This window comes from Terriglobia bacterium (genome assembly GCA_020072645.1).
In the GTDB taxonomy this organism is placed as follows: Bacteria; Acidobacteriota; Terriglobia; order Terriglobales; family Acidobacteriaceae; genus Angelobacter.
The window spans coordinates 298639-319099 of sequence record JAIQGK010000002.1; the positions used below are offsets into that span (position 1 = coordinate 298639).

Here is a 20461-nt window from a genome sequence, read left to right on the forward strand (position 1 = left end):
GTTCGCAGAAGATTGGAATGATTTCTCTGCGCGCTCTGCGGTGAATCTAGGCCCCGGCCGACACTGGCATGTCAGAGATCACACCTTCAGGAATATGGTAGCGCTGGCTACGCGGCAGCTTGCCAAGCAATCCCAGCGTGAAGAACGTTCCGGCAACAATCAAAAATGTTGCCAGACGAACGTTGCCCAGGCTCGTAGCCGAAAGATCAAAATATTTTCCCAGCCGCCACATGGCCCACCCGGCAAGCTGCGTGGGGACCACAGTCCATACGGCAACGTAGAACCAGCCTTTTTCAGCGCCTTCATCGCGGGTGGAACGGGCGGCGCGCGGCGTAAAGTCCAGGACCGTCGCAAGCACAATGGCGGCCGCCAGCGGGTAGTAGAGTTTGTAAAAGAGATCGTTGATGATCCAGCGGCCAAAGACGAAGTTAATGACCAGGCCGATCAGATTGATGGTGAACGGCACCAGAAGGTCAATCCATGCGGCGGTATAGCAGATCACGCGATACCACAGATTCGGCTTGGGCTCGCCATAATGCGTAATGTAAGGGCGGGGCTCACCGCCAGGGAGTCGTCCCGCGAATCCGCGCCAGATGCAGACGGCGGTTACGATTGCCAGCCAGATCCAATGGCGGCGGTCCGGCCCATGCGCATAAAGATCAGCCGTGAGGTGGCCGGGCAGAATCCAGAAGACCCAAATCCATATGGGGACGTGGAGCACGCGGTAATAATTTTTGTTCTTTTCACGTTCAACGACTTTTTTCATGAATGATTGAGAGTTCCGAATTGCATTTTAATATGCAAAACCTTGAACCACAAAGGACACAAAGGAACATGGAGGGAAGATTGGCAGAATTGCCAAAGATCGGCGGAATTGAAAAAGCAAAACTACCGCGGATTCACACGGATGAACGCGGACCAGAAAAAACACATACGGAGAACATAGAAACACTGACGAGATGCGTGGTAATTATTTTCCATTGAAGTTCTCAATACTTTCCGCCTTCAGTTTTTCTGCTATATCGCACAGTGCTTCAACAATCAGCTCAGGCTGGTCAAGATGGACCCAGTGCGCGCCTTTTTCAGCAATAAGATGTTTGCCACACAATGAATGCGTGGCGATGGCCTGATGCTCGGCCAGGAGCACGGGCGGCTGGTGCGCGCCGGAAATCACTGTGACAGGGATGTGCGCCGGAATCTGGAAGCGTGAAGCTTCAGCGGCGTTTTTCGGCAGCCTTTGGATATAACGGGACATGGTCAGAAAAAACCTTCCGTGGCTCCAGCGTTCGCGAATCATGCGAACGGTTTCCGGCGGAAGCTTGGCCAGTTCACCCACAATGCGCAGACCAGTCTCACTGGCTTTGCCGCCGAACAGGCCCAGCACGCGCTTAGGTACGCCGCTGTTGCCGCGCTGCTGCAGCAGCAGCCATAGGCAGAAGCGGACTACGCCAATACCGCCGAGTGCGGCGCCTGCCCGCGAAAACCACACACCACGCCACAATTGCCAGCGCTGGGCGCGATGCGGCTTGATCCACTCTTCAGGCGTTAGCGGATCGACAAGGATGATGCCTGCCAGTTCTTCCGGGAAGCGCTGCGCATAGACACTCAGGATCAATGCGCCGAACGAATGTCCCACAAGAACATAGGGAGTTGTGATCTTGAGCGCCGTAACAACGGCATGAAGGTCGTCTGACATTTCCTGCAGTGTGCATTCCCGCGTGGACGGCGCACTCCAGCCGAAACCAGGGCGATCATAACTGTAAGTCGCGGCAAACTCCGCCAATTGAGGCTGCAGGATACTCCAGTTGAGCGACGAGGCTGCAATGCCAGCTTCCAAGACGAGCGGCGGATTGCCGCTGCCCATTTGGCACACGTGCATGCTGCCGCGCGAGGTATTCACGATCACGCCGGGCGCGGGAAACTTGCGTGCATCCCGGCGAACGCAGAGGAACTGTGCCAGCGCTTGTAAAAATAGCGCCGCGACAATCGCCATGAGTAATGTCGTAACCAAAGGTAAAGCTCGCCTCTGCTCCTAATGCTAATAGAGAGGCCTGAGCGCAAAAAAATAAAAAGGCCGCAATGCAAAAATTGCGGCCCTTACCGACAACGCAGCAAGTAGCTACTGCGGAGGAGCTTGCTTGGTGATATCGTCCAGGCCGGTTGTCGGCTGGGCGGGCAATGGTGGCGGCGTGAGAAACGCCGGCGGATTCACAAAATCAAAAAACTCCGTCATGTCGTCTGCAGCGGCATCGCGCGCAGTGAGCGGAGGCAGATTGAAGCGCGTTTCAACCAGCTTCAGGATCGAAGTGAGCTCGCGGTTGGTGTGAGAAACAAAGTGCGGTTTCACGAATGGCGAGACCACGATGATCGGCACGCGGAAGCCGCTGAGCGTGAAGTCGCCAGGAAGATCGTTGGGTCCAAGCTGCGGCGGTGTGCTATCGGGCGGAACAACAGTGAACGGCGGCACGTGATCATAGAGTCCGCCGCCTTCGTCATACGCCAGGATGAAGATGGAGTCGTGCCATGCGGGGCTGTTCATCAACGCATCGATGATGGTTTTTACGTAGGCCGCGCCCTGCTGGATATTGTTTTCCGGATGTTCGTCCAGTCCACTGCCGCCAAAACCGGCATCAATCCAGACAAAGGAAGGCAGGTCGTCATCCGCTGTCGGGCGCGCCAGGATATCGAAATAGTTTTGGATTGGAGCGGTCTTTTCCCGAATCGCAAGATTGTTCCAATCTGTAAAACCAGCCAGAAAGATTCCATCCTTATCGTAATAAGACCAGCGAACGCCGGCATTTTGCAGGCTGGAAAAGATAGTCGGACAAGTCCACTGCGGCGATCCTTGTGGCGACGGAAAAATCCTTCCCTGGCTGGTGGCGCAGAACATGTACTGGCGATTGGGCACGGTGTTGGCCAGCAGCGACGAGTGGAAAGAATCGCTGGTAGCGAACTGAGTGGCCAGTTCATAGTAATAAGGAATATCGGTCTGGTCATATTGCCCCAGCGCCCGCAGTCCCTTGGGGTCGGTGGGCGCAGAAACTGAATGACTGGTCATTGCGAAGCGATCCATCTTGAATGTGCCGTCCGTCTGCTGGTCAATATCAAAATGGCTTTCATTCCACGCCGGAGACAGATTGTCCGTGCGGACAGTTGGCTCATGGAACAGGTGTCCTGTAGTCCCATCAAAGAGCGGCAGAATGATGTTGGGATCGTAACCGGCATTAATCTGGTAGCCCGGGAATTTCGCAGAAGCATAGTCGCCAAGCTTGCTGAAGTAGCTATCGAATGAACGGTTCTCCTGCAGCATAACGATGATGTGCTTGATTCCCTGCAAGCCACCATTGGTTACAACATTTACCGTGGCTGCAGCCGTAGCTGTGTGGCCCTGCGCGTCCGTGGCGGTGATGGTGTAAATGGTATTTTGCGTCGGTGAAACAGAGACACTGCCGCTCGCGCCGCTAATCGGTGGAACACCCTGATCAATGCTGACGGATGCTGCGCCTGTAGAAGCCCACGTCAAAGTTGACTGGCTTCCCGGCGCGATATTTGCCGGACTGGCTTTCAAAGTCACAGCCAGCGGCGCGTTCACCGTTGCCGTGGCCGTGGCTGTGGCTGAGCCATTGGTCGCCGTGATCGTATAAATGGTGGTCGCAGCCGGTGAGACGCTCAGGCTCCCGCTGGGGCCATTCACCGCGCCAATTCCCTGATCAATGCTGAGAGTGGCAGCGTTGCTGCTTGTCCAACTCAACGCGGCGGTCTGCCCGGGACCAACCGTTGTTGGGCTAGCAACCAGCGTGACGCCAAGAATATTTATGGTCGCGGAGGCTGAGGCAGTTATGCCGCCTGCTCCGGTGGCCGTTGCCGTGTACGTGGTCGTAGCCGATGGAACAATCGCCGTGGAACCGGAAAGCGCAACCGAGGTCACGTCATCGCCCAGAACTGACGGACTTATTGTCACCGAGGTTGAGTTCGTGCTAGCCCATGTCAGCGTTGTGCTATGCCCCGCAGCCACAACGTTGGGAGAAACGCTCAGCGACATTGTGGGCGCGGAACCCTGCGGGACGACTGTAACGGTAACTGAATTTGTAGCCGTCTTCCCGTTCGCATCCGTCGCTGTGCCAACGTAAGTTGTAGTCTGCGACGGCGACACAGTGGCTGATCCAATCATCGGAAGAGGATCGGGAGCTACCGCTGGTGAAATGGAAAATGACGCGGCGTTGGTGACTTTCCAGCTCAGCGTGGTGCTTTGCCCCTGCACAATCGTGCTGGAGCCGGAGGCAAACGCGATCACCGCCTGTAATGGACCGTTGTCCACGGGAGGCGTTACTGCTCCACCGCCGCAGCCGATCAGAAAAATAACTATTACAACGAAAGAAATCTTCAGGACATCCTGCAGAACTACTGACGAAGTTTTTGCGCGAACCATGGCACACTCTCACCCAGGGGTAATGGCTGAGATGTGCATCCAGCAGCTCAGGTTGCAAGCAGCTGGAAGCGCTCAAGAGCCGCCCGCGCTTTAACATGCTTTTAACAAAGCGGCCTGCCATCCAACCCAGTTGGCGGCAGGCCATGCTACTCAAGGATGCTTAATCCCTTACTTAATCGCGGCTGCTCCGGCCACAGCGCACTGGCCATCCTGGTCACTGTTAGCTCCGGAAACGCCAATCGCGCCGATAATTTTGCCGTCCAAAAGAATCGGCACTCCGCCTTCCACCGGCACTGCGCCTTCCAGCGCCATCACGCGCACCCCGGCGCCGCCGCTGGCCAGCGCATCTTGAAACGCCTTGGTCGGACGTTTATACAAAGCCGCCGAACGCGCTTTGTTGATAGAGACATTGGCGCTGCCGATCTGCGTGTTGTCGCTTTTCTCGTAATAAACGAGCGTGCCGTTAGGATCGACAATGGCAACAGCCATGACCCAGTGGTTTTTTACGGCTTCCGCCAGCGCCGCAGCTGCGGCTTTCTTTGCGTTTTCCACGGTGATGGGTGGTCCGTAAGGATTAGGCAACATCTGGGCCTCCATTCCCAACGCGCAAACAGCCAGCGCCAGGACTGACAAGATTTTGATCGTGCGTGATGACATCGTACATTGCTCCTCTTTTTATCGCATGCGCGCGAAGTTTCATCAACAGGTGCATAAGGAAAAGAGACTCCAGAAAAATTTAGTTACTGCTTATGGTTAGTTATCGTCTGTAATCACCGCGATTGCGTGAGCAACGGAGTCTAAAGTCTGGGGAAAGCTTGTGTCAAGAAGCGCCGCCTACCAGTTAGAATGCTTGGTTACTCTCAACAACCACCATGGAACCAATCTCGCACTTCTTTTATTCTGACCGGCTCAAACTCCAGTTCTGGGATTACGGCCAGGACGGCAAGCCCGCGCTGGTGCTCGTCCACGGCGGCCTTGACCACGCGCGCAACTGGGACTGGGTGGCCCGCTCCCTGCGCGAGCATTATCACGTCTATGCGCTCGACCTGCGCGGACACGGCAACAGCGCCTGGGCCCCCGGCGCCATGTACAGCGTCGCTGAGCATGTGCTCGATCTCTCCGCGCTGCTCGATATCATTGACGAGTTTCCTATCCGCCTCGTCGGACATTCGCTTGGTGGCATCATCGTGCTGCACTATGCCGGCATCTATCCCGCCAAAGTGAGCAAAGCCGTTTCCATTGAAGGCATCGGCTTTCCGCCCAGTCATCGCGTGCACGGCCCTGCTTCCAACCGGCTGCGCTACTGGCTTGAGGCCCGGCGAGACATTGAAAAGCGCAAGCGCAAACCTTATCCCACTTTGGACGCCGCCATGTCCCGCATGAAAGAAGCCAACCCGCACCTGAGTGACGAAGTCGCGCGCCATCTTACTCTGCACGGCACCAACTGGGATTCTGAAGGCTGCCTCACCTGGAAGTTCGATAATTATGCTCGCGCCATCGGACCCTTCGGCCACAACCTTGCCGACACGTCAGAAATCTACGGCCAGATCACCTCGCCCACTCTGCTCTTCTGGGGCTTGGAAAGCTTTGCTCCGGTGCCGGAAAACGATCCGCGCGTAAGCGCCATGCAAAATTGTCGGCTGATCAAAGTCCCAAAGGCCGGGCACTGGGTGCATCATGACCAGTTGGATCTGTTTCTGAAAGAGACAACGGAATTTTTGGCGAGGTAAACGCGGACGAAGGGGCGTTTATCGTATCGCTTGCGCATCGCCTTCTTCGATTTTCCGCAGCTCTCTGGGATGCAAATAGAAGGGCGTGCTGGTCTTGCCTTTGCCGTTGGGAATCCAAAAGAATGCCAGTTTGAAGTGGGAACGCCACAAAGCTACAAAGCCGAAAAGCGCGAACAACATGGCATAGACGGACAGTGCAAAATCCTGCCACTGAAGCTGCCGGGCCTGTTTCAGGCCGTCAAACATCACCACGGCCACAATCACCATCAGCAAAAACATAGGTATCAGGAGCTTGAAGACGATCATAAGGCGTTCGAAAAAGTCTCGCCGCACCCGAACCATCTCTTCCGTCAAAAAGCTGTATTGGAAGCGGTTTCCGCGGTAGAACCCGACGCGGCCGCGCAGACACAGTACCGCTTGCCGCTTGCGACGCCGCATCTCATACCACACGGCCAGCGTTGCCAGCATGGTTGCGCCTAAACCAAAAAGCACAGTGTTCCGGGCAAGTTCAGGAATGTCGCGCACTACCAGGTAAAAGAGCCAAATCAGCCCGCAAAGCAGCCACAGCGCTTGCGGTCCTCAGGTGAACGATTCTCGCGCACAGCGGTTTTCTATCTCCGCCCGATCAAGCTGGGGAGGAAAGTCGGATGTGCGGACCGCCGGATGGGAATCCATGCGAACTAATATGCCATGAATTTAGTTTGAAAGGGCGGGGTGCCTCTTTTGCCTCCTCCGCGTCTCCGCGATAAATTTTGTTTTGTTCCAATCCGCGATCATCCCCGCGTTGATCCGCGGTAGAGTTTTTCCAGATCACCCGATCTCCGGGGCCCCCGACACGCGCGGGTTTTCGCGTGTTGGGGTGGGATCACGCGCGATCACCAGATCTCCCGATTGCCGCCCGTTGCGTTAAGATTCTCTATGGAGGCCCTCCATGTCCATCCGTCCCGTGAAAAAAGTCATTAAGTCCAAGCCCACCATGGAAGGTGCTGGCGTGCATCTGCGGCGCGCATTCGGGTTCGGCAATACGTCTGATTATGATCCCTTTCTTCTGCTCGACGATTTCCGCAATGAGCTGCCGGAAGACTATCTCGCCGGATTTCCGTGGCATCCGCATCGCGGCATTGAGACCATCACGTACGTTCTCGCCGGAACGGTCGAGCATGGTGACAGCATGGGCAACCGCGGCGCCATCGCCGCCGGTGACGTGCAGTGGATGACCGCCGGCAGCGGCATCATCCACCAGGAAATGCCCAAGGGCGATCCCACCGGACGCATGCATGGTTTCCAGCTCTGGGCCAATCTGCCGTCGGCGCTCAAGATGACTCCGCCGCGTTATCAGGAGGTAAAGACCGGAGAAATTCCCGAAATCACTGACGATGACGGCACGCATGTCCGCCTAGTCTGCGGAAATTTTTGGGGCAAGAAAGGCCCTGTGGAAGGCATCGCCGCCGATCCCACGTATATTGACGTCTCCGTCGCGCCCGGTCGCCGCAAGACATTGCCGGTGGAACACACACGCCATGCTTTTGCCTATGTCTTCGGTGGATCAGGCAAATTCTGCAACGCTTCCGGGCCGCTTGCCGTCCCGACGGAAAGCGTCAACTGGCTCGACACTGCTCCGCCCTCGCACGCCGATAATCGTTCGCTCATCTTGTTTGACAGCGGCGACGAAGTTACCGTTCAGGCCGGCGAAGACGGCATCCGCTTCCTGCTGGTCTCCGGCAAACCGCTGCAGGAGCCGGTCGCATGGTACGGCCCAATCGTGATGAACACGCAGGAACAGTTGCGAGATGCGTTCCAGGAACTGGAGAAGGGCACGTTTTTGAAGACAAAGAACGTCTAAGGCGGATGCGATACACTCTAGCGCATGCTCCCGCTCGATAATCCCATCTGGACAGCGCTCACGACCAAACAAGCGCAGCACGCGCATACCTCGGCTTTGGCGCGGAGGTTTTCGCCAGAAATGACGCTGCTGGGAGCGCTCGCTGCCAATACAGCCATGGCGTTCGATTCGCTTGCCCAGCTCATCCAGCGCGACGCGGTAACGCTCTACTTCACTTCGCCACCGCAAATACCCGCTAGCTGGGAGATCGTCCGCGCCGTTGAACTGCACCAGATGGTGCAGGAAACAGAAACGCCGCCGCTGTCCGCACAGGCCAGCGTTACTCCTGCGGTCATCGAACTCACGCCTGCGGCCGTGCCTGAAATGAGCGTTGTATATACAGCCACCCGTCCCGGACGCACGCTCTGCCCGCGCATCCAGAAGCTGGGACAATTTCTCGGCATCCGCGAAGACAGCAAGCTGGTAGCCATGGGCGGACTGCGGCTGCATCTCCCCGGATATCGCGAGATCACTACCGTGGCCACTCTTCCCGAATATGAAGGCCACGGCTATGCGACTGCCATCGTGAGATCATTGATCGAGCGCATTCGCTCACGCGACGACCGGCCATTTCTCACCGTCCGCAGTGACAACACGCGAGCCATCGGAATCTACCATCGCCTGGGATTTAAAGAGCGCACGCTGCTTTATTCACAGACAATGCGGCGCGTGCAGCCGTAGTAAGATTTGTCTGCTGAAGGGCCTCATTCCAGATTGAGGAGAAGCCAATGCGCATACGTTTTGTGCATTACTCGCAACCGCTGTTTTCGTCGCCAACGTTCATTTGAATGCTCTGCAATCAAACGCCGCTCCGCCCAACTCGCCTCAGCCCAAATCCGCGCAAACCACGCCCGCGCCTGCTGTAGATTCGAAATCAGAAGATCCCACAAAAAAGCTCGGCGCTTTTGTCGGCAAGTGGGAAACAGAAGGCGCTTTTACCAGCGGACAGAAGACCCACACCACCCTGGAATGCCGCTGGTCGCCGCAAGGCTCGTATCTGGTCTGCGATCAACTGGTCAACATGGGCGGTGAACATCGGCAGTTCACCGTCTACTCCTATGACAGCAAGAGCGGCAAATACTCGTTCACCACGCTGGCCGATCCCGGCGCCAAGCCCACTACTGGTGGAATCACGATCAAGGGCAATCTCTGGACTTATGACGATTCAAGCTTTGAATCCAATGGCAAGAAAACGGTAGTTCGAGTGACGAATGAATTTACTGATGCAAAGACAGAGGTCTTTAAAGTTGTAACGTCAGAAGATAACGGAGCAACCTGGAAACCGATGCTGCAGGGCGTGGCTCGGAAGGTGGGAGATTGAGCCGCGAGTTCGTCTTTTTGGGCGGCGTATAATCTGTTTCCAAACCAAATGCCGGGCATCACAGAAAAAGAACTACTTCAATTTCTGGAAGCGATTGAAGAGGGAACAATCTCCCTGCATCCTGAATCCGTTCCTCAGGACATCTACGCGGGCAATGTGACCTATACAGCCACAAACGGCTGGCGGATTACGATTTTCAATGATTGCAATGAATGGGATTATGTAGATAAGGCAATAACTCCGGATGGCCGATCCGTGGATTTTGATTCTATTGACAATGACATGCCCATCGCCCGGGAGTACGTGCCTGCGGACGAAATTGCCTGGCAGAGGTATGGCATCCCGGGTTACTGCCGCTTCCGGTGCGTCCACTGTGGCGCAGACCTGGCAGATTACAATTTGAGAAAGGTGCCCTTTCTATGCGGGCTCTGCAAGACGCTATCGTGAAACAGGAATGTTACCGCAACACTTATTCGTAGCGTAGCGCTTCAATCGGGTCCAGCCGAGATGCTTTAATCGCGGGTAACATGCCGCTGATCAGTCCTACCACAATCAAAATCCCCGTAGAGACCAGCAGATGTACCGGTGAAATAGCCAGATGAATGTCTCCCGCATCGGCGTTTTTTGCCATCACGCTGTAAACGGGTATCGATCCGATAATCCATGAAATCACGTAAGCCACGGCCACGCCCAACAACCCGCCGGCAAAAGTAATCGCCATGGCTTCAGCCAGAAACTGCGTCAGGATGTCTCGCCGCCGCGCGCCCAGCGCTTTTTCCACGCCAATCTCGCGCGTGCGTTGCGTCACGGAAACCAGCATGATATTCATCAATCCCACGCCACCAATGCCCAGAGTGAGCGTGCCGATAATCGTCAGCAGCACCTGCAGCGCCAGGGTGATGATCTGCCAGTTGTTCAGGTTCTTCATCGTGTTCCAGACAAAGACCGCGCGCGGGTCCTTGCCGTTGAAACCGTGCGACGCGCCCAGCACGCTGCGAATATCGCCCTCCACCTTGTCATATTCCATGCCGTCGTAATCCAGCCATATTCCGTCCAGGTACCGCGTATCACGGATATCGCCCATGGTGGAAAAAGGAATGTACACGATCGCGTTTACGTTGTCGTTCCCTTCTTCCTGCATCTTGGGCTCAAGCACGCCGATGACTTCAAAGCTTATGCCGGCAATGCGGACGCTTTCACCCAGCGCCGGCTCGCCGGAAAAAAGTTTGTCCTTGGCGTCCGACCCCAGTACGGCCACGCGGGAACGCTGCATCTCGTCGGCGTCATTGTAGAATCGGCCTTCCTCCACCTTGAGTGCGCGCACCGGCACAATGGCCGGCGTAAATCCGCCTACGTTGAACTGCTTTGTCCGGTTTTCATGCTGGACGTTGGTTTGAAATGACGCTTCCGGCGTGATATGCCGCACCACCGGAATCTGCTCCTGCAAATGCTGCACGTCGTCAATGGTGAAGCGCACCTGCACGCCCGCCTTGGCTCCGCCCGCCTGCAAAGAAGTTCGTCCGGGGAAAACTCCCATCATCTGCATGCCGAAGGTGGAGAAAATCGCCGTGATGGCCCGCCCAAATCCTGCGCCATAGGCCAGCAGGATTACTACGGTGGCAATGCCCCACGCCATCCCCAGCATCGTCAGCGCCGTGCGCCGGCGATTGTGCTTGATCGATGAGTACGCCTGTCCCAGTAAATCGTGGACCATCTGCCTATTCCCTTCTCAGCGCTTCCACCGGCTGCAACAGTGAAGCTTTCCTTGCCGGATACAGTCCCGCAACAATGCCCGCAATCGATAATGATCCCACGGCTAATGCTGCTGATGCCGGCACAATATGGGGCAAATCGAAGCCCGGAGGCGTTGGCAGCTTGGCCAGAATCGCCATCACCAGCGCCGTTATTGCAATGCCCGTGCCTCCGCTCAGTGCCGTAAGAAATGCGCCTTCCAGAAAAAATTGCATAAGGATCCGCCGGTTCGTTGCGCCCAGCGCTTTCATCAAGCCAATTTCGCGCGTCCGCTCCGTTACCGATACCAGCATGATGTTCACAATCCCAATCGCGCCCAGCACCAGCGTGACCATGCCAACGCCGCCCAGAAAAATGTCCATGCCGTCAAAAATCTTGCCGACCGTGTCTTGCGTCTGCACTGTGTCCCAGCCCTGGAAAGCGTCTTTGTTGCTGGGATCAAAGCCGTGATTGCGCGCGATGATCCTGTGTATCTGCTCTACCGCGCCCGCGTGCTTGTCCCGGCTCACGGGCTTTAAGATCAGGTTGCCGATGTCGTCCGGCGTGTGCTCATTCTTCATCGGGAAGTACTGGTGCATCGTCGCAAAGGGAATATAGAGACGCACATTGTTCAGGTTATTTTCCTGCCGCCCGATGTTGGCCAGCACGCCAACCACTTCAAAGCGGATCCCATTCAGCAAAACGGTGCTGCCAATGGCCGGCCTGCCGGGAAACAAATTGCGCATCATCTGGAATCCGAGCACGCAGACCTGGCGTTTCTGCTCTTCGTCGCTCTCATTCAGCCAGCGCCCTTCGCCTTGCGGCAAAAAACGTATGTGATTAAAGTTCGGCGTGCTTCCACTCACAAATCCGCTGGCCGAAGCAAAATCGCTCACGGCGCGGATATCGCTCCTGCCAATCACTGGGGCCACGTCGCCCACCAGCGTGGCTTCATGCTTGATGTCCAGATAATCCTGATAAGTCAGGTAATAACCGCGCTGGTCTTGCGTCTGGCCGGCGACCACCGGAATCTGCCCGCCCCAGGCAAAAATGACGTCCTCGCCAATCGTCGCCATGTTCTTGCGCTGCCCTGACCTGAACCCTTCACCCACGCCCACCAGAAACAGCAACGATCCCACGCCCCAGGCAATGCCAAACATGGTGAGAAATGACCGCAGCTTGTGCGCCCACAAAATGCTCAGCACCTGCCCGATCGTGTCCAACGCCATTCTCATCTGCGCTCAGCTTCTTTCATCTCCTCAATTCTTTTCTAGCGATTTTTAACGATCTCTGAGTTCGAAAATTGAGGCTTCAATCCACGTAATTTTGGCACTTTCGACGGTACTGGCAATCTTCCTTCAATTACTCTTCAGTAATACGGCTGGAAAGCCACTGTGGTTCCAAGCTTTTAGACGGCCAAAAGGCCGAATTGTCCCCTCGACAAGCTCGATAATTAAGGTATCTTTTCGCCCTGATAGAGAACGCTTGATTCCTGCTATCTTTGCGGAAGACCCTGCTGGTACTGCTCGATAATGTTGCGGATCGCCACCGCGTCTGCTTTGCTGTGACCGTGGCTCAGGATGGGATTGCTGCCGCCGGTGGAATCAATGCGGATATCCGACCAGAGCATTCCCGTGCTGATCAAAACCGAGGCGACCTTGGTGATGGGAATGCTTTCCTCTGAGCTGCCAAAGAACCGCGGCTTGATTCGCAACACCCGTTCCGGACTCACTTCAATACGAGTGGGAAAGAGTAAGTTACCGCGAGTCCAGCGGCTGGCCTTGAATACTCTGCTTGAAGTGGATGTAAGCGGCGCGGTCGACATGACTTTATTTTATCTTGAACTGCCGGAATCGCGGTCTTAATGCGCTTTAGCTGGATTATTCGCTTCGGCTTCCTGCATCGCCTTCTTCTTGCGCCGACTCAGGATAAACGGACGCCGCCGGCGCCGCTCCACCCTTTTATCAATCTTCTTCCAGAAGCCCCAGAAGTAATCCACAGCCGAAATCAATGACACGGCCACCATGAACCATATGGCCATGCGCGCTACCAGGTCCACGTCTAGCACAAACGAGAATACCCGCAGGTTGAAATACCACGTGTCCCAGCGCAGGGCCAGTATAGTCGCCACTACTGAGACAATCTGCACCACCATTTTGAGCTTGCCCAGTTCGCTGGCTTCAATGGTAAAGCCTTCTGATGCCGCAATCGACCGCAGGCCGCTGATCAGGAATTCCCTGCCGATAATCAGCACCACCACCCATATATTCACGATGTCGGGGCTAAGGCGGAGCAGAGTGATATAGCAGGCGGCGATCATCAGCTTGTCCGCCAGCGGATCCAGCAGCATGCCCATGGTGGTGATCTGGCCGCGACGGCGCGCCAGATAACCATCCAAGCCGTCGGTTATGCTGGCCAGAATGAAAATGCCGGAAGCCAGCACCACGCGCAGCGTCTCTTCTTTGGCGCTTTTTCCGCTGAAGTAGGGCGTGGTAAGCACCCATATGATCAGTGGGATAGCGGCAATCCGAGAGAGCGTTATGTAGTTCGGCAGGTTCACAGAGGAAACAGAGCAGCCGGGCGTTTCGGCTGCCCTGATTATCCTTGGATTTGGCTCCAAGCGCAAACTTAACTTTTGCGGACCAGAATCCTCTAGCTTTCGCTATTTCTTGCCGCTAACTGTATCCAGGCAGCGCGTGTACAGCTCCAGCAGGTGGGTGGCGTAATCCTCTGATTTGTTCTCCACGCCGCCGTGGAATCCGGCGCCTGAAGCAACGGTCTTTCCAAAGTTGGTGGTGGCGGCAATAAATTTCATCAAGTCCAGGGCAATGTCCTCATTCCGGCGCGCGCCGACGATTCCTGCTAGCGGGTCCATGAATCCTCCAAAGATGAATGCAAATATCTATTGTAACGGGCAGAAGCGCGGCAGTCAGCACTCAGCCTTCAGCAAAACCCTGTTCACCGCAAAGGGCGCAAAGGACGCAAAGAAAAGATTGGGAAGTTCACTAAGCAGATTTCCGGCGTTCTCGTGTCCTCAGCAGCAGCGCTTTTAGGATAGCCGGTGATCGCGACTTAATGATCGTTGCAAACGACGAAAGAACGATCAAACCATTCCCTCATTCCTTTGCGATCTTCGCGTCCTTTGCGGTAAACGGATTTGGCTGAATGCTAATAGCTAAGGGCTGCTTTACTCGTACGCCAGCGCGTCAATTGGATCTTTCTGCGCCGCCTTGAATGCCGGATAAACTGCCCCCAGCATGGCCCCGCCAATCGCGATCAATGCAGCATAAATCGCCCATTTTAAGGTAATCGGCTCCACGCGCAATGTCGGGAACTGGTGCACCAGGCTCACCTGTCCAATTGTGCTGATGATGTAACCTACAAGAATCCCAGAGACCGCCAGCAGCAGCGTTTCCCGCAGGATTACCCGCACTACATACGACTTGGAAGCGCCCAGAGACTTCAATATCCCGATTTCTCGCGTCCGCTCCATCACCGCCGTATACATTGACTGGAAAATCACGATAAAGCCGATGATAACGGCGATCCCGATTACGATTTTGATAAACAGGTTCAGCCCTGGAATCTTGTCCGCTGAGGTCGCAGCCAGCCACTGGCTGGTGGAAAGAATGTTGTAACTCTCCATGCCGGGGATGCTCTTGAGCTGCTCCACCACCGCATCGGCATTGATTGGATCGTCCAGTTTTACATAGAACATTGAAGCTTTGTTCTGTGCCCCAATCAGGTCCTGCATGGTGGTAATGGGAATAAACCGGCGCGCGCCGCGTCCGTGAGGCACCACGCCGCAAACTTTGAACGCGTGATTCAGCACGTTCACCGTGTCACCCACATGCACTTTGTTGCTTGCGGCAAACAGATCGTCCACAATCATGTCATCCGGCCCTTGAAATGGACCGCCTTGCAGATACCGCATGGGACCGCCCAGCGCCTGGAATGACTCCAGATCAATGCCATAGATGATCTCGATGTTCGTGGTCGAAGTCACCTGCAAAACCACTGGCGAAACGCCGACGACATGCGGTTGCTTGCGCAGGATGTCAGCCACGCGCATTGGCACCGGAGCGCCGCCGAATGCCGCCAGGTTGGATGATCCCGGAGGCCGAACCGTGAGGTCCGCGCCGATGCCTACCTGGCGCGCCTTGTTGTCATCCAGAATTCCCATCGCCAATCCCACGATCATCAGGATCAGCGTGACTTCTACGGCCACGGCAAAAATAGAAATAATAGATCGAATCGGGCGGTGGACCAGGTTGGCCACAATCATTTTGTTCATAAAGTTTTAAAACCGCACAAAGAACGCCGGAGCGTTCTTCTTCGCAGACCACGGTTATTGCCTGGGCTTCTTGCTCTCTTCTTCAGAAATAGTGGAGGCAGAGGACTTGGTGTCCAAATTAATCACTTGCGATCCTGGTGGTTGAGTCAGCACAAATTGCTCATCGGTCAGCGGAACATTCACCTCCAGCTTGACCATGGAAATGGTGATGCCGTAACCCTCGATCGGACGCTGAATGGAGACGATTGCCGGCAACAAAAGTCCCGAGTAATCAGTAAAATTCTCATACCGGACAAATGTCACCAACTGGCCTTGCCGGTTATAGATAGATTGCTCGTGCGGGAGAAGATCGGTCCGGCTGAACACGATCTTGCGCGAAAGATAATAACCGGCGCTGTCTTTATCAATCACTACCAGCGTGTACGCCAGCTGCTCCACGTCTTTGTGGGTCTTGGGGTCCTTCACAACTTCTGTTGTGCTCTCCAGCACGGCAATTTCTTTGCCTTGTTCAATCGGCTTCAGCAGCAGCGCATCAGAAATATGCTGCGGACGCAAATTTTCCAGCGGCTGCGGTGAAGGCTTGGCCGGCTGCTGGTTCGATCCCACATAAAATTTGCTCTTGATCGGCGACGCCAGCTCGAAATTTTTGCCGTTGCTGACCATGTCTGCCATCACGTTGTGCAGCACCGGCACATAAATCCGCATGCGCAGCATCTCCGGCTTGCGCACCAGGATCACCCCGGCAACCTGCGGATTATCTTTTACCTGGTTCTTTTTCTCTTCCAGAATGGAGCTGTCAATATCGACGGTTGCTTTCATCGTCTTCAGCTTTTCGGCGTTGGTGTTGATGCTTTCCACCAACTGGTCAAGCGTCGCGTCTTTGAGCGTCGCCGTGCTGGTGCGCATTTTTACCGGATGGGACGAGCGGAACCCGCAACCGCTGATGGCCGATAAAACAGCAATTAAAAATATGAGAGTAGTTTTACGCAAATGAAAGTGCATCCGTCCAGTCTTACACCTGTAATTTGGATGCACTTAGTATAACGGACGACCGGTTGTCCGTAATTCCGGCAACCCACGGCAAACAATGACATTTTGCGTCATTCGCCCGACGTCTTACCGGTTTACCGCCTGAGCCAGCGCCCGCCGGTAGGCCTGCACATTGGCAAGATGTTCTGAATCAGTGCGCGCAAACCGGTGGTGTCCCTGGTTGTCGCTCACGAAAAACAGGTAATCGGTCTGGGCCGGATGCAACGCCGCCTGCAATGACGCCTTTCCAGGATTGGAAATCGGTCCTGGCGGAAGCCCGGCGGTCCGGTAGGTGTTGTACGGTGAATCAAAGTGCAGGTCGGACTGGTGGATCACGCCGTTATAGCGGTTATTCAACAGCGCGGCATAAATCACTGACGGATCGGTAGCCAGCACCATGTGTTTGTCCAGCCGGTTGTAAAACACGCTGGCAACTTCCGGCCGTTCTTCGGGCGCGCCTGTCTCTTTTTCCACGATGCTCGCCATTGTCACAACCGAATGAAAATTCTGGTTCAGGCCAACGTCCTTGGCTGCCTGGCGGAAGCGCCGCACCATGGCCGCAGCCATGTCATGCAAAGACTGCGTCCGCGTGAAGTGATATGTGTCTGGAAACAGATAGCCTTCAAGGCTCGGGGCTTGCGGATCAAGATCTTTGATCAGTGCCGTGTCAGTCCTCGCGACCTTCAGGAAATCTTCGCGCTTGCCCAGTTGCGCTTCTTCAATCGCTGCCGCGATGTCAAACATGTTGTAGCCTTCCGGCACAACCAGCGTCTGGAAATAAATATCGCCGCGCGCAATGCGGTCATACACCTCTCGCGCGGTAGCGCGATGATCAAAAGCATACTCACCGGCTTTCAGCGGTTTGCGTCCATGGAGATAGTGCCACGCCAGGAACGCGTACTGGCTGCGGATGATTCCGGCATGCGCCAGATCAGCCGCGATGCGGCGCGCAGAAGAACCGGGCTTAAGCTGCACCAGCTTCTGCTGCGTAGGCCCGGCGGGCACAAGCAGGCCGTATGCCAGCAAAACGCACGCCAGCACCAGCAACACCACAATCGTCCTAAAGAGAAACTTCAACATTGATTCGGCTTTTCTGTCTTCTTATATTCTAAGGGCGAATCCGTTTCGCGCAGCCATCTTGCCATCCATGGCGCATCACGAATGGACAATGAACCGCCGGCATCCGAGCCAATGAGTCGGCTTCGCGCGTTCATCCTTTGGAAGGATTCGCTCGGGCAGAAGTTGGCCCGCCCTAAGCTATAGGACGCTTCTCGACTGCATGAAGCTTTGCAGGATCAGCACTGCGGCCATCCGGTCCACGGCTTGGGTTCGCTTCTTAAGGCTTACTTCGTTTTCGCGCAGCAGGCGGTTAGCTTCGGCTGACGTGAGTCTCTCATCCCAGAGATGGACCGGAAGTTGAAAGCGTTTGCGCAGCTCTTCCGCAAACTCCGCCACCTTCTGCGATTGCGTGCCTTCCTGTCCGCTCATACGCAGCGGGTTTCCCAGCACGATTTCCTTGATTTCATACTGGCGGATCGTCCGCTCCAGCCGGCCAAAATCGGCGCGATTGTTCTTGCGTTGCAGCGTCTCAATCCCCTGCGCGGTAATGCCCAGCGGATCGGTTACGGCCAGTCCCATGCGACGGCTGCCGTAGTCAATGGCCAGGATGCGTCCGGTGGCTCCCACTGCGGCGATTATACGAGTTTCTGCATCTCACCTAGTCATATGGCGTCGAATCGCGTTCTTCCTCCCGGACTTGAACAGCTCATGCCGGAGGAAGCCCCGGACAACCAGCTCGCGGAAAAAGAGCTGGAACAAAGAAACCAGCGCAAGCTCAATACCGTCCTGCATGCGGGCGCGGTGGCACAGATTGTTGTCGGGTGCACCGTCATTCTGGCCATCTGCTATGTCGCCAAGCTGATACTAGTAACGCTGCTGGTTTCGGTCCTGTTTGCATTCATGCTGGAGCCCGTGGTGAACCTGCTGGAAAAAGCCCGCTTGCCGCGCGCCGCCGGAGCGTTCCTGGCTGTCCTGTTCATGCTCGCTCTTATGTATGCCGGAAGCTACTTTCTTTATGGCAAAGCCATGAGCTTTGTCCACGAATTACCCAAATATTCTGACCGTATTCGCAGCCATCTCGCGCATTTTCGCCAGCAGACCACCGAACTGGAAAAGACAACGCAACAGGTATTCCCTGAAGACAAAAACGCCAAAAAGCCGATGCCGGTGAAAGTTGAAAACCAGGGGGCGCCGGGCGGAATGTCAGACAAGATCGGCGCGGTGACTGAAGTGGTGCTCACGCTCTGCTTCATTCCCTTTCTCACCTATTTCATGCTGAGCTGGCAGGAGCACGCCCGAACCAAGTCAGTGCAGCTCTTCCGTCCTGAATACCGCAGCACCGCTTACGTTACGCTGGGCCACATTTCCGCCATGATGAAAAGCTTTATTGCCGGAAACTTTCTCATCGGCTTTTTCATAGGCGTTTGCAGCGCAGTGATCTTTGGATTTCTTGGAGTACCCTACTTTTATTTCGTCGGCTTTATCAGCGGCTTTCTCAGCTTGGTGCCTTATTTGGGCATTGCCGTAGCCATGCTCCCACCTATTGCCGCCGGCTTGGGCGTGATGGGTGACACGCGCCTGCTTCTGGTGGCTGTAACGGTTGTCGCTCTACACCTGCTGGCCATGAATGTTCTTTATCCCAAAGTGTTGGGCAAGCGGCTGCAGCTGAACCCTCTGGTAGTCACGATTTCACTACTCATCTGGGGATTTATCTGGGGCGCCATGGGATTGATCCTGGCTGTGCCGATCATGGGCGCCGTGAAGATCGTCTGCGACCATGTGGTTTCCCTGCGGGCAATTGGGGACTGGATGGGAGAGTAGTTTTTTCTGTAATCCCGAAGCGTAGCGAACCCTTTCGTTGCGAAATTCTGCGGCTCTATGAATGGGCCGGGGGCTTTCCCCGTGAACCGCTGCAATTAAAACCACTTACATCATCTCACTCTTGAAAATCCTCCTCTGGCTCTTTTTAGGCGTGACTTTTGCCGCGCAAAATGCCATGATTGTTATGGCAAAATGTTACTTGGCGAACAAGGGAGCCGCATGGAATTAGGCAAAGTGAAACATGATTATGGTTCTGGCCCTGCGGAAATTCCGCACGCGCCGGCAGACCACGAGGTCCTTCACAGTATGCGAAAGAAGCTTGGAATCCGGAGTCCTTTGAAGTCCGATGCTGATTTGGTGGCGCTGGTGGAAGAGCGTCTTCCCGTGGCCGCAATTTCAGCCCTGATGGAGCATGGAATTCTGGAAAAAGAAGTCTATTCCGTGATTGTGCCCCGGCGCACGCTCCAGCACCGTCGCGCCCGCAAAGAAAACCTTAGCCGTGAGGAGTCAGACCGCGCTGTGCGCGTGGCTCGGTTGGCCGCTCTCACAGAAAAGATTTTCGGCGACTCCAAAGAAGGAATGTTGTGGCTCCGTTCACCCAAAAAGCGCTTTCATGGCCGCACACCCGTTGACATGATGGCAACCGAGGCAGGGAGCCGCTTAGTCGAAGAAGCCTTGTATCAGATTGACGAAGGCATGGCCGCATAAAAGTGATCTTGTGGCGGATCAGCAACCATACAAACATTACTGGTCTGGGCGGCCTTAAGGCTTCAGCGCGATGGCATACCCGAGGCCGCCGGATCGTGTACCTCTCATCCACGCCGGCATCCGCGCTGCTGGAAATCCTGGTGCACTTGGAGATTGAAGAAGGCCACTTGCCTCGTTTTTACAAGCTTCTTGAAATTCGGGTGCCGGACGACGTTGGCATCGAGCAGTTAGAGGACTGGGCAAAGTTGCCGAAAGGCTGGCCAAAGAAGCAAGAGGTCACGCGTGCGCTCGGCGATCAATGGCTTGACCGTAACTCCGCTGCGCTTCTCCAAGTCCCTTCGGCCCTTGTTCCCAGGACCAGCAACTTTCTCCTGAACCCACTGCATCCGGACGCCGCCAAGATTCAGGTTGCTTCTGTCTCCCGGCAGGGTCTGGACCACAGGCTCTTGCAGTAGCA

General features: G+C 55.5%; 22 protein-coding genes. 8 read left to right on the forward strand and 14 right to left on the reverse strand.

The window, feature by feature from the left end:
• Positions 1-46 precede the first annotated feature (46 nt).
• From LAO76_03385 to LAO76_03400, 4 genes are all read right to left on the reverse strand, one after another.
• Entirely contained in the window at positions 47-766 is a 720-nt protein-coding gene (locus tag LAO76_03385; protein MBZ5489958.1) for a hypothetical protein, read from the reverse strand.
• Between the two features lie 204 nt (positions 767-970).
• The gene (locus tag LAO76_03390) at positions 971-2011 is read right to left on the reverse strand and encodes an alpha/beta hydrolase (GenBank protein MBZ5489959.1); all 1041 of its coding nucleotides are present in this window, start codon (positions 2009-2011) and stop codon (positions 971-973) included.
• 108 nt (positions 2012-2119) lie between these two features.
• Positions 2120-4429: a hypothetical protein gene (locus LAO76_03395; protein MBZ5489960.1), complete on the reverse strand. Its 2310-nt coding sequence runs from the start codon at positions 4427-4429 to the stop codon at positions 2120-2122.
• Positions 4430-4597: 168 nt separating this feature from the next.
• Positions 4598-5014, reverse strand: a complete 417-nt coding sequence (locus LAO76_03400; GenBank protein MBZ5489961.1) for a heme-binding protein — start codon at positions 5012-5014, stop codon at positions 4598-4600.
• Between the two features lie 287 nt (positions 5015-5301).
• On the opposite strand from LAO76_03400, the gene LAO76_03405 reads away from it, so the two are divergent.
• Positions 5302-6159: an alpha/beta hydrolase gene (locus tag LAO76_03405; protein ID MBZ5489962.1), complete on the forward strand. Its 858-nt coding sequence runs from the start codon at positions 5302-5304 to the stop codon at positions 6157-6159.
• 18 nt (positions 6160-6177) lie between these two features.
• Here the strand turns inward: LAO76_03405 and LAO76_03410 are convergent, their stop codons facing one another.
• Positions 6178-6684: a hypothetical protein gene (locus LAO76_03410; GenBank protein MBZ5489963.1), complete on the reverse strand. Its 507-nt coding sequence runs from the start codon at positions 6682-6684 to the stop codon at positions 6178-6180.
• A 406-nt stretch (positions 6685-7090) separates the two neighbouring features.
• Between LAO76_03410 and LAO76_03415 the strand changes: the two genes are divergently transcribed.
• The 4 genes from LAO76_03415 to LAO76_03430 all read left to right on the forward strand — a co-directional run bounded on the left by LAO76_03415 (position 7091) and on the right by LAO76_03430 (position 9809).
• The gene (locus LAO76_03415) at positions 7091-8002 is read left to right on the forward strand and encodes a pirin family protein (protein MBZ5489964.1); all 912 of its coding nucleotides are present in this window, start codon (positions 7091-7093) and stop codon (positions 8000-8002) included.
• 24 nt (positions 8003-8026) lie between these two features.
• Positions 8027-8722 (forward strand): GNAT family N-acetyltransferase, encoded by a 696-nt coding sequence (locus tag LAO76_03420; protein MBZ5489965.1) that lies wholly within the window; start codon positions 8027-8029, stop codon positions 8720-8722.
• Positions 8723-8825: 103 nt separating this feature from the next.
• Positions 8826-9362, forward strand: a complete 537-nt coding sequence (locus LAO76_03425; GenBank protein MBZ5489966.1) for a hypothetical protein — start codon at positions 8826-8828, stop codon at positions 9360-9362.
• Between the two features lie 48 nt (positions 9363-9410).
• On the forward strand, positions 9411-9809 hold the full coding sequence (locus LAO76_03430; GenBank protein ID MBZ5489967.1) for a hypothetical protein: 399 nt from the start codon (positions 9411-9413) through the stop codon (positions 9807-9809).
• A 22-nt stretch (positions 9810-9831) separates the two neighbouring features.
• On the opposite strand, the gene LAO76_03435 is transcribed toward LAO76_03430, so the two are convergent.
• The 9 genes from LAO76_03435 to ruvX all read right to left on the reverse strand — a co-directional run bounded on the left by LAO76_03435 (position 9832) and on the right by ruvX (position 18054).
• On the reverse strand, positions 9832-11076 hold the full coding sequence (locus LAO76_03435; GenBank protein MBZ5489968.1) for an ABC transporter permease: 1245 nt from the start codon (positions 11074-11076) through the stop codon (positions 9832-9834).
• A gap of 4 nt (positions 11077-11080) precedes the next feature.
• The gene (locus LAO76_03440) at positions 11081-12328 is read right to left on the reverse strand and encodes an ABC transporter permease (GenBank protein ID MBZ5489969.1); all 1248 of its coding nucleotides are present in this window, start codon (positions 12326-12328) and stop codon (positions 11081-11083) included.
• A gap of 260 nt (positions 12329-12588) precedes the next feature.
• Complete coding sequence (locus LAO76_03445) at positions 12589-12918, reverse strand: hypothetical protein (protein MBZ5489970.1); 330 nt, start codon at positions 12916-12918, stop codon at positions 12589-12591.
• A gap of 36 nt (positions 12919-12954) precedes the next feature.
• The gene (gene pgsA / locus LAO76_03450; GenBank protein MBZ5489971.1) at positions 12955-13653 is read right to left on the reverse strand and encodes a CDP-diacylglycerol--glycerol-3-phosphate 3-phosphatidyltransferase; all 699 of its coding nucleotides are present in this window, start codon (positions 13651-13653) and stop codon (positions 12955-12957) included.
• 102 nt (positions 13654-13755) lie between these two features.
• Positions 13756-13968 (reverse strand): hypothetical protein, encoded by a 213-nt coding sequence (locus tag LAO76_03455; protein ID MBZ5489972.1) that lies wholly within the window; start codon positions 13966-13968, stop codon positions 13756-13758.
• 312 nt (positions 13969-14280) lie between these two features.
• Complete coding sequence (locus LAO76_03460) at positions 14281-15387, reverse strand: ABC transporter permease (protein ID MBZ5489973.1); 1107 nt, start codon at positions 15385-15387, stop codon at positions 14281-14283.
• 54 nt (positions 15388-15441) lie between these two features.
• Positions 15442-16377 (reverse strand): hypothetical protein, encoded by a 936-nt coding sequence (locus LAO76_03465; protein ID MBZ5489974.1) that lies wholly within the window; start codon positions 16375-16377, stop codon positions 15442-15444.
• Between the two features lie 126 nt (positions 16378-16503).
• Positions 16504-17496 carry an endolytic transglycosylase MltG gene (gene mltG, locus LAO76_03470; protein ID MBZ5489975.1) on the reverse strand — a complete coding sequence of 331 codons (993 nt, stop codon included), beginning with the start codon at positions 17494-17496 and terminating at the stop codon, positions 16504-16506.
• Between the two features lie 177 nt (positions 17497-17673).
• Positions 17674-18054 carry a Holliday junction resolvase RuvX gene (ruvX, locus tag LAO76_03475; GenBank protein ID MBZ5489976.1) on the reverse strand — a complete coding sequence of 127 codons (381 nt, stop codon included), beginning with the start codon at positions 18052-18054 and terminating at the stop codon, positions 17674-17676.
• Positions 18055-18141: 87 nt separating this feature from the next.
• On the opposite strand from ruvX, the gene LAO76_03480 reads away from it, so the two are divergent.
• From LAO76_03480 to LAO76_03490, 3 genes are all read left to right on the forward strand, one after another.
• Positions 18142-19296, forward strand: a complete 1155-nt coding sequence (locus LAO76_03480; protein MBZ5489977.1) for an AI-2E family transporter — start codon at positions 18142-18144, stop codon at positions 19294-19296.
• Between the two features lie 219 nt (positions 19297-19515).
• A complete protein-coding gene (locus LAO76_03485; GenBank protein MBZ5489978.1) occupies positions 19516-20004 on the forward strand; it encodes a DUF2384 domain-containing protein in 489 nt (162 codons plus the stop codon).
• A gap of 2 nt (positions 20005-20006) precedes the next feature.
• Complete coding sequence (locus LAO76_03490; GenBank protein MBZ5489979.1) at positions 20007-20459, forward strand: RES family NAD+ phosphorylase; 453 nt, start codon at positions 20007-20009, stop codon at positions 20457-20459.
• The last annotated feature ends 2 nt before the right edge of the window (positions 20460-20461 follow it).